Annotated in this window: 15 protein-coding genes; 6 read left to right on the top strand and 9 right to left on the bottom strand. The window is 45.5% G+C overall.

Annotation, left to right across the window (positions count from 1 at the left end; all coding sequences use genetic code 11):
- Positions 1-34 precede the first annotated feature (34 nt).
- Positions 35-1,954, bottom strand: a complete 1,920-nt coding sequence (dnaK, locus tag RA178_RS04950) for a molecular chaperone DnaK (RefSeq protein WP_105251655.1) — start codon at positions 1,952-1,954, stop codon at positions 35-37.
- Positions 1,955-2,242: 288 nt separating this feature from the next.
- Between dnaK and RA178_RS04945 the strand changes: the two genes are divergently transcribed.
- The 3 genes from RA178_RS04945 (at position 2,243) to RA178_RS04935 (ending at position 4,283) form a co-directional block, all read left to right on the top strand.
- Positions 2,243-3,163, top strand: a complete 921-nt coding sequence (locus RA178_RS04945; protein ID WP_131523197.1) for a DMT family transporter — start codon at positions 2,243-2,245, stop codon at positions 3,161-3,163.
- A gap of 119 nt (positions 3,164-3,282) precedes the next feature.
- Positions 3,283-3,759: a Cys-tRNA(Pro) deacylase gene (gene ybaK / locus RA178_RS04940; protein ID WP_263161682.1), complete on the top strand. Its 477-nt coding sequence runs from the start codon at positions 3,283-3,285 to the stop codon at positions 3,757-3,759.
- A 215-nt stretch (positions 3,760-3,974) separates the two neighbouring features.
- Positions 3,975-4,283: a hypothetical protein gene (locus RA178_RS04935; RefSeq protein WP_212599364.1), complete on the top strand. Its 309-nt coding sequence runs from the start codon at positions 3,975-3,977 to the stop codon at positions 4,281-4,283.
- A gap of 104 nt (positions 4,284-4,387) precedes the next feature.
- On the opposite strand, the gene RA178_RS04930 is transcribed toward RA178_RS04935, so the two are convergent.
- The 5 genes from RA178_RS04930 to RA178_RS04910 all read right to left on the bottom strand — a co-directional run bounded on the left by RA178_RS04930 (position 4,388) and on the right by RA178_RS04910 (position 9,220).
- Complete coding sequence (locus RA178_RS04930; RefSeq protein ID WP_306684797.1) at positions 4,388-5,665, bottom strand: glutamate-5-semialdehyde dehydrogenase; 1,278 nt, start codon at positions 5,663-5,665, stop codon at positions 4,388-4,390.
- A 12-nt stretch (positions 5,666-5,677) separates the two neighbouring features.
- On the bottom strand, positions 5,678-6,796 hold the full coding sequence (gene proB / locus RA178_RS04925; protein WP_105251651.1) for a glutamate 5-kinase: 1,119 nt from the start codon (positions 6,794-6,796) through the stop codon (positions 5,678-5,680).
- Between the two features lie 202 nt (positions 6,797-6,998).
- On the bottom strand, positions 6,999-8,288 hold the full coding sequence (locus RA178_RS04920) for an NCS2 family permease (protein WP_131523194.1): 1,290 nt from the start codon (positions 8,286-8,288) through the stop codon (positions 6,999-7,001).
- 259 nt (positions 8,289-8,547) lie between these two features.
- Positions 8,548-8,868: a carbon starvation protein CstA gene (locus tag RA178_RS04915; protein WP_168822716.1), complete on the bottom strand. Its 321-nt coding sequence runs from the start codon at positions 8,866-8,868 to the stop codon at positions 8,548-8,550.
- A gap of 25 nt (positions 8,869-8,893) precedes the next feature.
- Positions 8,894-9,220, bottom strand: a complete 327-nt coding sequence (locus RA178_RS04910; RefSeq protein ID WP_028761704.1) for a winged helix-turn-helix domain-containing protein — start codon at positions 9,218-9,220, stop codon at positions 8,894-8,896.
- A gap of 207 nt (positions 9,221-9,427) precedes the next feature.
- Between RA178_RS04910 and RA178_RS04905 the strand changes: the two genes are divergently transcribed.
- Both RA178_RS04905 and RA178_RS04900 read left to right on the top strand, forming a co-directional pair.
- Positions 9,428-9,979, top strand: coding sequence for a DUF924 family protein (locus tag RA178_RS04905; RefSeq protein ID WP_306684793.1), 552 nt, complete (start codon positions 9,428-9,430; stop codon positions 9,977-9,979).
- A 151-nt stretch (positions 9,980-10,130) separates the two neighbouring features.
- Positions 10,131-10,988 carry a substrate-binding periplasmic protein gene (locus RA178_RS04900; protein ID WP_173243155.1) on the top strand — a complete coding sequence of 286 codons (858 nt, stop codon included), beginning with the start codon at positions 10,131-10,133 and terminating at the stop codon, positions 10,986-10,988.
- A 15-nt stretch (positions 10,989-11,003) separates the two neighbouring features.
- Here RA178_RS04900 and RA178_RS04895 read toward each other — a convergent pair whose 3' ends face one another.
- From RA178_RS04895 to RA178_RS04885, 3 genes are all read right to left on the bottom strand, one after another.
- Positions 11,004-11,441 (bottom strand): universal stress protein, encoded by a 438-nt coding sequence (locus RA178_RS04895; protein WP_105251647.1) that lies wholly within the window; start codon positions 11,439-11,441, stop codon positions 11,004-11,006.
- Between the two features lie 171 nt (positions 11,442-11,612).
- The gene (locus tag RA178_RS04890) at positions 11,613-12,044 is read right to left on the bottom strand and encodes a universal stress protein (protein WP_306684791.1); all 432 of its coding nucleotides are present in this window, start codon (positions 12,042-12,044) and stop codon (positions 11,613-11,615) included.
- Between the two features lie 108 nt (positions 12,045-12,152).
- Positions 12,153-12,536: a SpoIIAA family protein gene (locus tag RA178_RS04885; RefSeq protein ID WP_028761699.1), complete on the bottom strand. Its 384-nt coding sequence runs from the start codon at positions 12,534-12,536 to the stop codon at positions 12,153-12,155.
- A gap of 226 nt (positions 12,537-12,762) precedes the next feature.
- On the opposite strand from RA178_RS04885, the gene RA178_RS04880 reads away from it, so the two are divergent.
- Positions 12,763-14,187, top strand: coding sequence for a coniferyl aldehyde dehydrogenase (locus RA178_RS04880; protein WP_306684790.1), 1,425 nt, complete (start codon positions 12,763-12,765; stop codon positions 14,185-14,187).
- The last annotated feature ends 4 nt before the right edge of the window (positions 14,188-14,191 follow it).

Raw genomic sequence — 14,191 nt, 5'->3', positions numbered from 1 at the left:
TTTGAAATCAATCTATTTGATTGAAAACAAGTCATTATTTCTTGTCGTCTTTCACTTCTTCGAATTCAGCATCGACAACGTCATCGGCAGCAGCGTTAGCCTGTTTGCCCGCGTCGGCATTGTCGCCGCCTTGAGCTTGAGACTTAGCTTGAGCGATTTCCATCAGCTTAGCAGATGCTTCGATCAAGTTTTGAGTTGCCTTTTCAATGGCTTCTTTGTCATTGCCTTTGCTGGCAGTGTCAACAGCGGCCATAGCAGCTTGGATTTTCTCTTTATCTTCGCTTGGCAATGCATCACCCGCTTCTTCCACTTGTTTCTTAGTCGCGTGGACTAAGCCGTCAGCTTGGTTGCGTGCTTGCACTAACTCTTCAAACTTCTTGTCTTCATCTGCGTGAGCTTCGGCATCACGTACCATTTGCGCCACTTCTTCTTCGCTTAAGCCAGAAGAGGCTTTGATGGTGATGTTTTGTTTCTTGCCGGTTTTCTTGTCTGTCGCAGACACATGCAGAATACCGTCGGCATCGATGTCGAACATCACTTCAATTTGTGGCTGGCCACGTGGAGCTGGCTCAATACCGTCTAAGTTGAACTGGCCTAATGACTTGTTCGCGCTCGCTTGCTTACGCTCACCTTGCAGTACGTGAATCGTCACTGCGTTTTGGTTGTCATCGGCTGTTGAGAACACTTGCTGCGCCTTAGTAGGAATAGTAGTGTTCTTTTCAATCAACTTAGTCATCACGCTGCCCATGGTTTCGATACCCAGAGACAGTGGTGTTACGTCTAACAGTAATACGTCTTTCACGTCGCCTGACAGTACGCCCGCTTGAATTGCAGCACCTACGGCTACCGCTTCGTCAGGGTTCACGTCTTTACGAGGTTCTTTGCCGAAGAAGTTTGTCACTGCTTCTTGAACCTTAGGCATACGTGTTTGACCACCCACTAGAATCACTTCGTTGATGTCTGTTACAGATAAATCTGCATCAGCCAGGGCAACTTTTAGTGGCTCTAATGTACGGATAATCAAGTCTTCAACCAGTGATTCCAATTTAGCACGAGTGATTTTAATCACTAAATGCTTAGGACCTGTTGCGTCTGCCGTGATGTATGGCAGGTTCACTTCAGTGTGGTTGGTGCTTGAAAGTTCAATTTTCGCTTTTTCTGCTGCTTCTTTCAGACGTTGCATTGCTAATGGATCTTTACGCAGATCTAAGCCTTGCTCTTTCTTGAATTCGTCAGCTAAGTAGTTGATCAAACGGTTGTCAAAGTCTTCACCACCTAAGTGGGTGTCACCGTTGGTTGCCAACACTTCAAATGTTTGGTCGCCATCGTTGCTGTCGATTTCGATGATAGAGATATCGAATGTACCACCACCTAAATCGTATACTGCAACAATGTTGTCGCCTTGTTTCTTATCGATACCGTAGGCTAATGCAGCAGCCGTTGGTTCGTTGATAATACGTTTAACATCAAGACCTGCGATACGACCCGCATCTTTAGTCGCTTGACGTTGTGAATCATTAAAGTAAGCAGGAACAGTAATAACCGCTTCTGTTACTTCTTCACCTAAAAAGTCTTCTGCGGTTTTCTTCATCTTTTTCAAGATTTCTGCAGAAACTTGTGGTGGAGCCATCTTGTTGCCACGCGATTCAACCCATGCATCACCGTTGTCGGCTGCAATGATTTTGAATGGCATGATGTTCACGTCACGTTGGACTTCGTCATCTTTAAAGCGACGACCAATCAAACGCTTAATCGCGAAGAATGTGTTAGTCGGGTTAGTCACAGCTTGACGTTTTGCTGGCGAACCGACAATGGTTTCATCATCTGTATAAGCGATGATTGACGGGGTTGTGCGATCGCCTTCAGCGTTTTCTAACACACGTGCTTTGCCACCATCGAGGACAGCTACACAAGAGTTTGTTGTGCCTAAGTCGATACCAATAATTTTACCCATGAGGTCCTCCGAAAAATTTCATTCAATCTAAATTTGTTTAGTTGGTTTTGATATGGGGCTAGACGGTTTAAATATCAAGTCCATCGTTGGCCACCTTCTCTGCCTTGATACCTATATTGGGACAGGGAATTTAATTACAAGGGCGAACAAAAAAATTTTCTGATTTATCTTTCTCGCATCTACAGCGGGATAAAATATCCAATCACATAAAATAGTCTTGCTTATCAACCAAAGCTGTTATTCAATCTGCCCACATTTGGCGGATGTTTATCCTAGTAAGGTAGCAGAGTGAAGTCTTCGAATTTAGCGTACGTGTATGGCATGGCGGCGGTCTTTCTCTGGTCTACAGTGGCCACGGCCTTTAAGATTGCCTTGAGTTACTACACACCGCTGCAGCTGGTGTTTGTTGCCGTACTCACTTCGATTATTGCCCTTGCCGGAATCCTTGCTTGGCAAAAAAAGCTTTCCTTACTCAAGCAACAGTTTTTACGCCGCCCCATGTTTTATCTGGTGACTGGACTCATCAATCCCTTCCTTTACTATGTCGTGCTATTTAAAGCGTATTCCTTACTGCCTGCGCAGCAAGCTTTGTCACTTAATTACACTTGGGCGGTATTACTGCCGTTACTGGCCGCGCCTTTGTTAAAGCAACATTTGCGTAAGAGCGACATAGCTGCCGCGCTGATTGCCTATACAGGCGTGTTTATCATTGCCACCGGCGGCGATATCAGCGGCTTTAGTTTTGATAGCCCGCTCGGTATCGGCCTTGCCCTCACCAGCACCTTACTCTGGTGCCTATATTGGATCGTCAACACCAAAGATCAAGGCGATCCCGTGGTGAGTTTATTATTGAGTTTTCTTATCGGCTTACCTTTTATTGCCGTCACCTTATTGCTGACAGATACCCTGCCCAGTTTTAGTCTTAAGGCGATATTTGCAGGTATGTATGTGGGCTTATTTGAGATGGGCATTACCTTCGTGCTCTGGTTAATGGCGCTGAAAACCGCCACTCGCACCGCGAACATCAGCACTATGGTGTTTTTATCCCCTGTGATGTCGATTGGTTTTATCGCGTGGATTTTGCAAGAAACGATTGCGATGGCAACCTATCTCGGCCTAGCCTTTATTTTATCGGGGATGATGTTGCAGCAACTTCTGCCCCGTTATTTAGAGCGTAAAAACAAGATAAGCACAAAGCTAGCGGAATAATCGTTGAGTAACAGCCTTAAATAATGTTAGCTCACGGCAATGAGCCAATTAAAAGAGCTGGCTAACATTTTAAGCCAAGATTAAACGCTAATATCCCCCATTTTGTGAAGGAGTATAAAATGACCCCGGCCGTCCGATTGGCGAAAAAAGCCAAAATTGCGTTTGATATCCTAGAGTACAGTCATGATCCACACTGCGCCGCCTACGGCGAAGAAGCCGCTAACACCCTAGGGCTTGAACCCGCGCAAGTATTTAAAACCCTTTTAGTTGCCATCGACAAAGCTCATGCGCCGATTGCCGTCGCGCTCGTGCCCGTCGATCATCAGCTTAATCTAAAAGCCGTAGCTAAATGCTTAAGACAAAAGAAACTACAAATGGCCGATGCCGACCTAGCACAAAAATCCTCAGGCTATCTGGTTGGCGGTATTAGTCCCTTAGCGCAAAAGAAACAATTGCCAACCTTGATTGATGCCAGCGCTCAAGGCTTCGACAGGATTTATGTCAGCGCGGGCAGACGCGGTTTAGAGATAAGCTTAGCGGCCACAGACTTAGCTCAGCTTTGCAAAGGCGAATTTGCCGATATCAAGACACTTTAAGCTATCCAGGCCACATTAAGCACAAGTCATTCGACGTTAAGTAAGTAATTCACTCCACTTTAAGTTGTACGCACTCATGTTAGATAAATGGTGAACAAGGCTCAAACGGCAACAAACTGGCCAGCGTACTGAGTCTAACAGTGGAAAGCGTTTGATAAAGCCGTGATATCCGTCTATAAATTGTACTGAGGTACAAATCGACTAAGGATAGTCAGATGGAAAAATCAACCCAATGGAATCCAGAAAATAGCATCAGCCCTATCAGTTGGTGCGCCATGCTACTCTGCATCGCCTTATTTATTTATGAGCATTTCTGGGGAAACAGTTTTACCACTATGGTAGTCATGCTCTATTGCAGTTTTATGCTGCCTTCGGTTTTACTCACTCGCAGAGTACAAGAAAAGTACTTTATTTATACCTTGGAATACATCAAGGCCTTTCGTAAATTCACTGTCGTTATGTCGACGATATTTTTCTGTATCTGGTTACTTGTTACTTATACCCCGCTCACCATAAGCAGCTAAACTCGTTAGCCAAACATATTGATGTCGCTATTCAGTTGGATACCGCAAACAAAAAAGCCGTCAACTCAATGCGTTAACGGCTTTGGGTTTATCAGTATTTACCGCTAAACACGACTGGTGTAATCACCCCAAGCTAACCACTTATATGTGGTTAATGCCTCAAGCCCCATTGGACCGCGGGCGTGCAGTTTTTGCGTGCTCACCGCCACTTCAGCGCCAAGACCAAACTGACCGCCATCGGTAAAACGAGTACTGGCATTCACATACACGGCGGCTGAGTTCACTTCATTCATAAAGTGCGCCGCTGCATGAATATCATCGGTCAAAATGGCTTCCGAATGGCCGCTAGAATACTGGCGAATATGGCTAACAGCGGCATTGATATCGCCCACGACTTTGATACCTAAGGTTAATGACAGCCATTCAATGCCAAAATCCTCAGACTTAGCAAGCGTCACATCGAACCCTAAACCATCCAGCAGACTAAAACTTGTGTCACAAACTGAAAAACGCACGCCTAGACGATGCAGATATTCGGCAATTTGCGGTACAAAACTGCTAGCCACGCGCTCATCCACCAGCAAGGTATCAAGGGCATTGCACACAGTTGGACGCTGCACTTTGGCATTAGCGATTACGCCTAAGGCACGCTCAAGGTCGGCATTTTTATCGACATACAAGTGGCAAATACCAATGCCGCCTAAAATCACTGGAATCGTCGCTTGCTCGGCACATAAGCGTTGCAGCGCTTGACCGCCACGCGGCACTATCATGTCGACATATTGATCGAGCTTAAGTAAACCTGTCACTAGGGCTCTGTCTGAAGAATCAATAAATTGCACCGCATCTATGGGCAAACCTTGGGCGACAATCGCGCCGCGGATCACTTCGCTGATAAGCTTATTCGATTCAAGGGTTTCTTTACCGCCACGGAGGATCACCGCATTACCCGTTTTAAGGGCGAGTACCGCGATATCAACAGTCACATTCGGGCGCGCCTCGTAGATAACCCCAATCACGCCCAGCGGTACGCGGCGACGAGTCAACCTTAAACCGTTATCTAATAACTTGCTGCCAAACTCTTCGCCCACGGGATCAGCAAGGCGGATCACATCGCTGATATCACCGATAATGCCCGCTAAACGCGCATCATCGAGCAACAGTCTGTCGATCATCGCCTCAGTTAATCCATCGTTCTTAGCGGCGGCAACGTCTTTAGCATTAGCCGCTAAAATGGCGGCGGAGTTTGCAGTCAGCGCATCGGCAATAGCTTCGAGTAAGTCAGCCTTTTGGCTCGCCGTTAAGTTGGCTAAAGCATAACTGGCCTGTTTGGCATTTTGGCCAAGTTGCTGTAAATACTGATCTTGATTCATTTGACTCAAAATAGACCTCGCTTATAAGACAACCATGTCGTTGCGGTGCACTATTGCGTCACCATAATCGTAACCGAGTACAGACTCGATCTCGTCGGAATGCTTACCTGCAATCAAACTCAGGGCTTGGCCACAGTATCGTGTCATCCCTTTAGCAATCACTTTACCTTGTTGATCAACTAATTGTAGCGTCGCACCACGTTCAAACTGACCTTTAACGCCTACGATACCTTTAGACAATAAACTGCGGCCCTTGTCAGTCACGGCTTTGACCGCGCCCGCATCAAGCACTAAAGAACCTTGAGTCGCAGGTCCCGCTAGAATCCACTGTTTGCGGCTTTCGAGCGGGTTTTCGATGGCACTAAAGTGAGTACCGACAGACTCTTTGGCGACCACTTTTTTGATCACATCAGGGTGATGGCCAGAGGCGATAACCACTTCGATACCAGCACGGCGAGCAATATCCGCCGCTTCCAATTTAGTCGACATACCACCTGTGCCTAAACCCGATACAGAACCGCCCGCCAGCATACGCAGACTATCGTCAATCTTCACCACTTGTGAAATTAACTTAGCGTTCGGGTTAGTGCGCGGATCGGCATCGAATAAGCCCTTTTGATCCGTCAATAAAATCAATAAGTCAGCATCGCATAAGAGTGCTGCGCGCGCCGATAAATTGTCGTTATCGCCCACTTTAATCTCATTGGTAGCAACAGCATCGTTTTCATTGATGATCGGCACAATATTATTGGCCAACAAGGCATTGAGCGTGTCGCGGGCGTTAAGGTAACGCTCCCTATCCTGCAAGTCGGCACGGGTCAGCAGCAATTGGCCCACATGCAGCCCATAAATACTAAAGAGTTGTGCCCAAGCGAGGATCAACTGACTTTGCCCGACAGCGGCTAACAATTGCTTATTGGCCATAGTGTCGGGCAGTGTCGGGTATTGGAGATGTTCACGCCCAGCGGCAATTGCTCCTGAGGTACATAATACGACTTCGACCCCTGACTTCATCAGTGCGGCCATTTGACGAGCAAGCTCAACCATGTGGGCTTTATCTAGCTGTTTACTGCCAGAGGTCAGCACACTCGTCCCTAACTTCACTACCACGCGGCGATACGCAATCTCACTTAAGTTCATTATTCATTTGTAACAAAATAACCGAACAATCCTTATACCTAATCCGCTGAGTAATTGGTAGCAAGGAGTTATTAACTCGAGATAAATTTTCGTTTTTGCTTAGAATCGCGCATTAAAAAGGGCCATCGATTAGATGGCCCTCAAAAAATGTAAACAATCTACGTTGCGAGTTTTTACTGTGCAGGTGAATTAATCGACAGCATCAACCATAGACAAACTTAGCTACAAACAATGCGGCTAATACTAAAATGCCCACATTAAGATCGCTAAAGCGACCTGTGAGTAATTTGATTGCTGCATATGAGATGATCCCAAAGGCAATGCCCGTCGCGATAGAAAACGTTAGCGGCATTAATATACACACCACCACCACAGGCGCGGCTTCAGTCAAATCTTCCCATTCGACATGCACCAGTCCCGACATCATCAAAATCGCTACATAAAACAGTGTGCCCGCAGTCGCATAAGCCGGGATCATCCCCGCCAATGGCGATAAAAATAACGCAGCAATAAAGAGTAATCCCACCACAACGGCCGTCAAACCAGTACGACCACCTGCGCTCACACCCGCGGTGCTTTCGATATAACTTGTCGTGGTGGAAGTGCCAAAAGCCGCCCCTGCAATCGTTGCTAAACTATCAGCGGTTAAGGCACGATTCAGACGTGGTAAACGGCCTTTATCATCGAGAAAACCACCACGCTGTGCAACCGCCACTAAGGTGCCAGAGGTATCGAAGAGATCCACAAATAAGAAGGCAAAAACGACTGATAGCATAGTTACTTCAAATACTTGGGATAAATCCATCTTCATAAATGTAGGTGCGATTGAAGGTGGCATTGATACAATGCCCTGGTACTGCACATCACCAAACACTAGTCCTAGGCCAGTGATAATCAGAATGCTAGCAATCACCGCCGACTTCATTCCCCGCTGCACCATAGCAATAATGAGGAAAAAGCCCAGCACAGCCATAACCGCCGGAAATGCCGTGATATCGCCCAGTGTCACTAGCGTAGCAGGACTTGCCACCACAATACCGGCGCTCTTAAGGCCAATCAGTGCAAGGAACAAACCAATACCTGCAGCAATACCGATACGTAACGACATGGGAATACTATTTACAATCCATTCTCGAATACGCACTAAGGACAAGATTAAAAAGCAAATTCCCGACAGGAATACCGCGCCTAACGCAGTCTCCCAGCTGTAACCCATTTCACCCACGACTGTGTAGGTAAAAAAGGCATTAAGTCCCATACCTGGAGCAAGCGCAATGGGATAATTCGCCATCAGCCCCATAACCAAACAGCCGACAGCCGCAGCCAAACAGGTCGCTACAAATACAGCTCCATGGTCCATGCCCGCATCGGCTAACATCATTGGGTTCACAAAAATGATGTAGGCCATCGTCATAAATGTTGTCAAACCTGCGACCGCTTCCTGCTTGAGGCTCGTTTGATTTTGTTTCAGTTTGAACAGTTTTTCTAACATGGAACAAGGTTCCTTTTTATTTTAAGTATGTAGAGTATTTAGATGTGAACACTATGTAACGTGATGACATTTGCAGCCGATTATAGGGAGTTTAGGCTGGTCAGGCCAGAAAATTGGCAAAGGAGTAACGAAGAGAAAATGCTCAAATATCTATGCAAACGAATGCAATATCCTCGGGTGAGACTCGCGTTGAAGGTTAAGCCTAAAAAATGAACATATTATGAACAAGATGATTCACTCGTTAGCGACCAATGCTGATTTATAGCCATAAATAGCCTACATAAAGAGTAACAAGAATATATACAGCAGAAATAACTAAATTCAATTTCCACAGACTCAACCAAAAACTCCCTTTAAAATAGGTACGTAGCCTTACTTCTGATTTGCATAATGTTAAAGAAGAAGGTACCAACATTAACGCAGAACAGCCAAAGGCTGGTAATACCATAAAAATCATGCCTAAACCCGCAGCCCCAGCAGAAGCTTCAGATGTTTGACCGTCAATAGATGCTAGCGTTATATATCCCAAAATGACGCCTGCGATGGCAAGAATAAAACCTAACAGTTGAAGAGTTCTCAAATTCGTCCTTGGTAACAAACAGCGTTTAAATTGACTTCTCGTAAAACCCTATCAGCTCAGCGATTTCGCTTAGATGGGTATCGACCCAAGCGCTGCTGATCGGCCCCCAGGTGACTATGCGGTAATAACCTGAATTGTTACGGCTGCCTTCCTGCACAAACTCGACTCGAATACCTATATCCTCAAAAGCTGCGATAGCATCCTGTAAAGTTCGGCGAGGCATTCCGGTTAACTTATTGAGTGATAATAGATTATGGCGGTCATCATCCATTAAATGCGCCAAATATAACTTACGCAGAAACGCCTTATTTTGCTTTGAAACCTGTTGGGATGCTGGCATTGAAAGTGACATAGGATGACCTGTCTGGAAACAAAAGTAATTATCATCAAAACTACTTTATATTCAGTCAATAAGGCAATAGCCAATACTAAATACTTACGGTTCGCGACAAGATCATCAGATAACAAATCTGCACTTAAATCAAACAAAACGACTTGTCATCCTCCCCCAACAACTGTTATTTCTAATATCACTCAACACCTATGAAGAAAGGCTAAAATGAGCCAGACAATCACAGCAGACCAAATACTGACATTTTGGTTTGAAGACATTGACCCAAAGCTTTGGTGGATTAAAGATGTTGAATTTGATACCCAGATCAAACAGCGCTTCGAAGGTGTACTACTTCAAGCCAAACAGGGGGAACTTTCACATTGGCGAATCACGCCTCAAGGTCGATTAGCTGAGATCATAGTGCTCGATCAATTCTCCCGTAATATTTACCGCGATACGCCTGCCGCATTCGAAGCCGATGCAATAGCCCTAATGCTCGCCCAAGAGGCCGTTGCCCAACGGGTCGATACAGCACTAAAATCCAAACAAGTCCCTTTTCTATTTATGCCCTATATGCACAGCGAATCGGCAGCCATTCACCAAGTAGCAGTAAAACTATTTAATCGCGAAGCTGCGATAACAAACCTAACGTTTGAACTGCGCCATAAAGCGATTATCGACAGGTTTGGCCGCTATCCACATAGAAATATTATCTTAGGCAGGGAGTCTACTGCGGAGGAAATTGCTTTTCTAACTGAGCCGGGCTCATCTTTTTGAGCCTGTAATAGGTTAAAACGTTAATGTGTATTTGATAAATAAAGCCGTGCTGAGTTCACAGACACACTACACTTACTCAAGAAAGTCATGGAATGACTTGGCGAGTATCAAACACAGTTACAAGTGTATACCGCGGAGGTGTTGGTAACTTATGGCGCATAAACTAAATAAGCCAAATAGCTCAGTGGCTCGTCGTAACCGCTATAAATTGATGGGGTTACTCATCCTATGCGGCGCTCAGCTCGGCCAAGCGGCTGAAATTAAGATAGGCGTCAGCCTGTCTATCCCACCCTATGTCATCCAAGCAACAAATAGCGGGATCGAACTCGAATTACTTAACCAAGCCCTCGCAGTTAAAGGCCATACTGCTTCTATCCACTACTTACCACTGGCGCGCACTTTCCATGAACTCAGGGAGGGTAAACTCGATGGCATCATCAACATCAAAGAAGGAATGATTAACAACGTTTTTTATTCAAACGTTGCGATAACCTACCAAAACTGCGCCATTAGCCTAGAAAGCAATCAATTTAACATCAATAGCATAAACGATTTAAACAACAAACAAGTCGTCGCCTTTCAACGTGCATCATCGTTACTGGGGGAAGAGTTTGCCAACATGGTTAAGACCAATAGTGGCTACCAAGAACAAGCGAGGCAAGTGCAGCAGGTTTATATGCTGATGAAGCGCAGGGCCGATGTCGTTGTGATGGATAAAAATATTTTCAAATACTACTTAAAGCAGGCCTATCTTGAGGGCAAACTGACTGAGAAAGACTTAAAACAACAGGCGATTTGCCACCAAATATTCCCACCTACAGAATACAAGTTCGCGTTTCTCAGTGAACAAATTCGGGATGATTTTAATGCGGGACTCAAACAAATTACCCAAGATGGTAGCTTAGTGGCTCTGCAGGAAAAGTATCGACGCCTGATGTCATTTGACAATGAAGCAGAGGCGTCGACTAAGTTAACAGAACCTAAAATGATCAAAAATGATTCCTACTAAACTTATCCCATAGTGTTATTTCACCACCAACACAGGGCACTTAGCATACTTAACAATATCCTGTGTAACGTGGGGTTTTAAAAAGTCAGCTAAACCGCTGCTACCATGACTAGCGATAACCACCATGCCCACATCAACGGCTTCCGCTAAAATCTCATCAATAGCATCACCATGGCGCACGACTAACTTAATATTGAGCCCTTCGGTAAGGTTCTGCTGCATTTCCTGCTGCAAACTGTGCATTTTTGCATCAACGAAAGCTTTGAGTTCATTTTCCAATGTAGCGGGAATATCGACCGCAATACCATAACAATGGGCGCCACGGGCAGGGCTAGTCACATGCAACAACCGAATATCGACTTGATAAACATTTGCCATTTCAACCGCATATTTCAACGCATGGGCCGCAGTGGATGAAAAATCCGTAGGGCATAACACTTCTTGAGTACGCATAAGCTTATCCATCATTTGAGTTTTTAATTAAGCTAATTATTAAGGCCAAAATACCACTATTTTATAGCAGTTTGCTATGCTTCTTGCGTACCCATTTCAATTAATTATTCTTTATCAATCAAAAAGAAAGGACGCTATAAGCGTCCTTTGAATTTATTGAGTTAAAGCCAGTTACTTAACCACAAGCACAGGACAAGATGCACCATTCGCCACCGCTTCTGAGACATTGGTGTGTAAAAAATGCGAAATCCCAGTTCGGCCATGGCTAGCAATTACTACCATGCCAATGTCTTTACTGTTGGCCTCTTCTAAAATTTGATAGACAGGATCGCCACGGCGGATCAAGGTCGTGATGGGAAGCTCAGTATTCAATCCATCCAATAGTGCTCGCATTTTAGTTGCCGCCGCTTCCTCCATGCTTTTAGCAAGCTCTTCAGGGGTAATAGATAGAATCATAAAGTTTTCATCACCGATCGGCTGTTCAACCACATGTAAGATTTTTAGCCCTACATGGTATAGATTAGCCATTTCAATGGCATAGCTCAGTGCATGGGCCGCAGTTTCCGAAAAATCTGTGGGCCAGAGTATTTGACCTGTACGCATAATTTGTACTCCTTCTATAGCGCGAATGGATTGCTGGGTGAATCTATACGGTGCTGCTATAACGCCCGATTTAGCGCATTGGCAGACCACAAACTTCATCTCACAACCTTAGTCTCTCAGCCAAGCAACAGCATCACCATTATCAACAAAAAACCTTACCTCAGCAGGCGTAAACCAGTTTGCCAATTTAGCCAACACTTCCTGCAAAGTCGTCTTACCGACGATGGCTATTTTCTCGAAATGACGAATATGCTTAACCCCAAGTTTGAGATCGTCCCAAGCGGCCTGTAGTTCCAAGCCTTCCAACTCGGTGACATCTACCAAGGCGAAGATATCAGGATCTTTTACCCCAGCTAATGCTGACTCCAACACAGGCACCATCATTTCGTAGTCTTGATGAGTTAAGGTACCGATAGCTTTAAAGGTAACGAAAAAATCATCATCACCATAACGCTCAATACCAATCGAAATTCCGTGCTTTAACAATGCCATACATACTCCTTATGTAACAACCCTTGATTTAGTGTAAAAGCTAACGCCACAACAAGCCGTGATCTTGCTCAAAAATACACCAGATACCTTGCACCATCTCACTAAGCAAGCTAGGATAAACCGACTAATCAGTCGGTACTGATTTAATAAAAGACTCAATCGAGACGATTACTTAAATAAAGTACCGAATAAGACTCAGCCTACCATTTCCCTTGGAGCAACCACTATGAATATGGCCACCGAACACCTTAATACTTCGCCACTGACTCAGTTGCTCCAACGCCAACGCAGCAGTTATTTAGCGGCGCCGAATCCTAATTACGCTACGCGAGTGGAGCAATTAACTCGACTTAAGGCGGCCATACTGCAATTTCAAACACCCTTAGTCGAAGCCCTAAGCCAAGACTACGGCCATAGATCGATTGATGACAGCCTGATCTCAGACATTATGCCTGTCATCAACAACATCAATTACAGCTTGAAAAACCTCAAAAAATGGCTCAAGCCCAGCGCTCGCCATGCGGGCATCTTACTCGCCCCCGCCAAAGTCACAGTACATTATCAACCTTTGGGGGTGATCGGCATTATCGTGCCGTGGAATTTCCCCGTCATGCTGTCAATTAGCCCGCTAGTGACTGCCATTGCCGCGGGTAATCATGCCATGCTCAAAATGTCTGAATTTACCCCAGCGACCAACCAAGTGATCAAACAGTTATTGGCACAAGTCTTCGATGAATTCCACGTGGCAGTTGTTGAAGGTGAGGCGGATATTGCTGCCCAATTTTCTGCCCTGCCCTTCGATCATTTACTCTTTACAGGCTCGACCACAGTCGGCCGCCATGTGATGCGCGCCGCAGCGAATAATCTCACCCCAGTAACACTCGAATTAGGCGGGAAATCGCCTGTGATTATCGCCCCCGATATGCCGCTTGAGATAGCAGTAGAACGAATGATTTACGGTAAGTGTTTGAATGCCGGACAAATCTGCGTCGCCCCTGATTATGTGCTTTGCCCTAAAGCCAAGGTGGATGACTTTATCGCCGCCTACCAAGCTAAGTTTAAGGCCATGTACGGCACCATTAACCACAATAAGGACTATGGCAGCATCATTAATACACGTCAGTTTGACCGCTTGATGACAGTGCTCGAAGACGCCAAAGTAAAAGGTGCCCGTGTTATTTCAGCAACTGACGAAGCCATAGATAGCCAACATCGTAAACTCGCAACTCAGTTGATAACTCACACCAGTGAAGACATGCTATTGATGCAAGAGGAAATCTTTGGTCCATTACTGCCGATCATTGGCTACGACTCCTTAGATGAAGCGATTCAGTACATCAACCACAGAGCCAGACCCTTAGCGATTTATGTGATGAGTTTCGATGAGCCAACTCAGCAAAAGATCCTCCAGCAGACCCATTCTGGCGGTGTTTGTATCAATGAAACCGTGTTTCATGTCGCCGCCGACGATGCGCCCTTCGGCGGAATAGGCCCGTCGGGCATGGGGCATTACCATGGCAAGGAAGGCTTTTTGACCTTCAGCCACGCTAAAACGGTACTCAGCCGTGGCCGATTCAACACAGGCAAATTTGTTCACCCGCCCTACGGCACTTTTATCCAGCGCATCTTAATGAAGCTATTTTTGCGCTAGTCAT

The sequence above is a fragment of the Shewanella oncorhynchi genome (assembly GCF_030848765.1).
Classification (GTDB): Bacteria; Pseudomonadota; Gammaproteobacteria; order Enterobacterales; family Shewanellaceae; genus Shewanella; species Shewanella oncorhynchi.
Note: the sequence above shows the minus strand (reverse complement) of the source record. Positions and strands in the feature narration are given on the sequence as shown.

Excerpts from the sequence above, each read along its gene's own strand:
- RA178_RS04895 (WP_105251647.1), bottom strand. The coding sequence starts at position 11,441 with ATGCGTACTCAAGAAGTGTTATGCCCTACGGATTTTTCATCCACTGCG.
- RA178_RS04910 (WP_028761704.1), bottom strand. The coding sequence starts at position 9,220 with ATGTCACTTTCAATGCCAGCATCCCAACAGGTTTCAAAGCAAAATAAG.
- RA178_RS04890 (WP_306684791.1), bottom strand. The coding sequence starts at position 12,044 with ATGCGTACAGGTCAAATACTCTGGCCCACAGATTTTTCGGAAACTGCG.
- RA178_RS04920 (WP_131523194.1), bottom strand. The coding sequence starts at position 8,288 with ATGTTAGAAAAACTGTTCAAACTGAAACAAAATCAAACGAGCCTCAAG.
- RA178_RS04885 (WP_028761699.1), bottom strand. The coding sequence starts at position 12,536 with ATGGCATTGTTAAAGCACGGAATTTCGATTGGTATTGAGCGTTATGGT.
- dnaK (WP_105251655.1), bottom strand. The coding sequence starts at position 1,954 with ATGGGTAAAATTATTGGTATCGACTTAGGCACAACAAACTCTTGTGTA.
- RA178_RS04905 (WP_306684793.1), top strand. The coding sequence starts at position 9,428 with ATGAGCCAGACAATCACAGCAGACCAAATACTGACATTTTGGTTTGAA.
- RA178_RS04900 (WP_173243155.1), top strand. The coding sequence starts at position 10,131 with ATGGCGCATAAACTAAATAAGCCAAATAGCTCAGTGGCTCGTCGTAAC.
- proB (WP_105251651.1), bottom strand. The coding sequence starts at position 6,796 with ATGAACTTAAGTGAGATTGCGTATCGCCGCGTGGTAGTGAAGTTAGGG.
- RA178_RS04935 (WP_212599364.1), top strand. The coding sequence starts at position 3,975 with ATGGAAAAATCAACCCAATGGAATCCAGAAAATAGCATCAGCCCTATC.
- RA178_RS04880 (WP_306684790.1), top strand. The coding sequence starts at position 12,763 with ATGAATATGGCCACCGAACACCTTAATACTTCGCCACTGACTCAGTTG.
- ybaK (WP_263161682.1), top strand. The coding sequence starts at position 3,283 with ATGACCCCGGCCGTCCGATTGGCGAAAAAAGCCAAAATTGCGTTTGAT.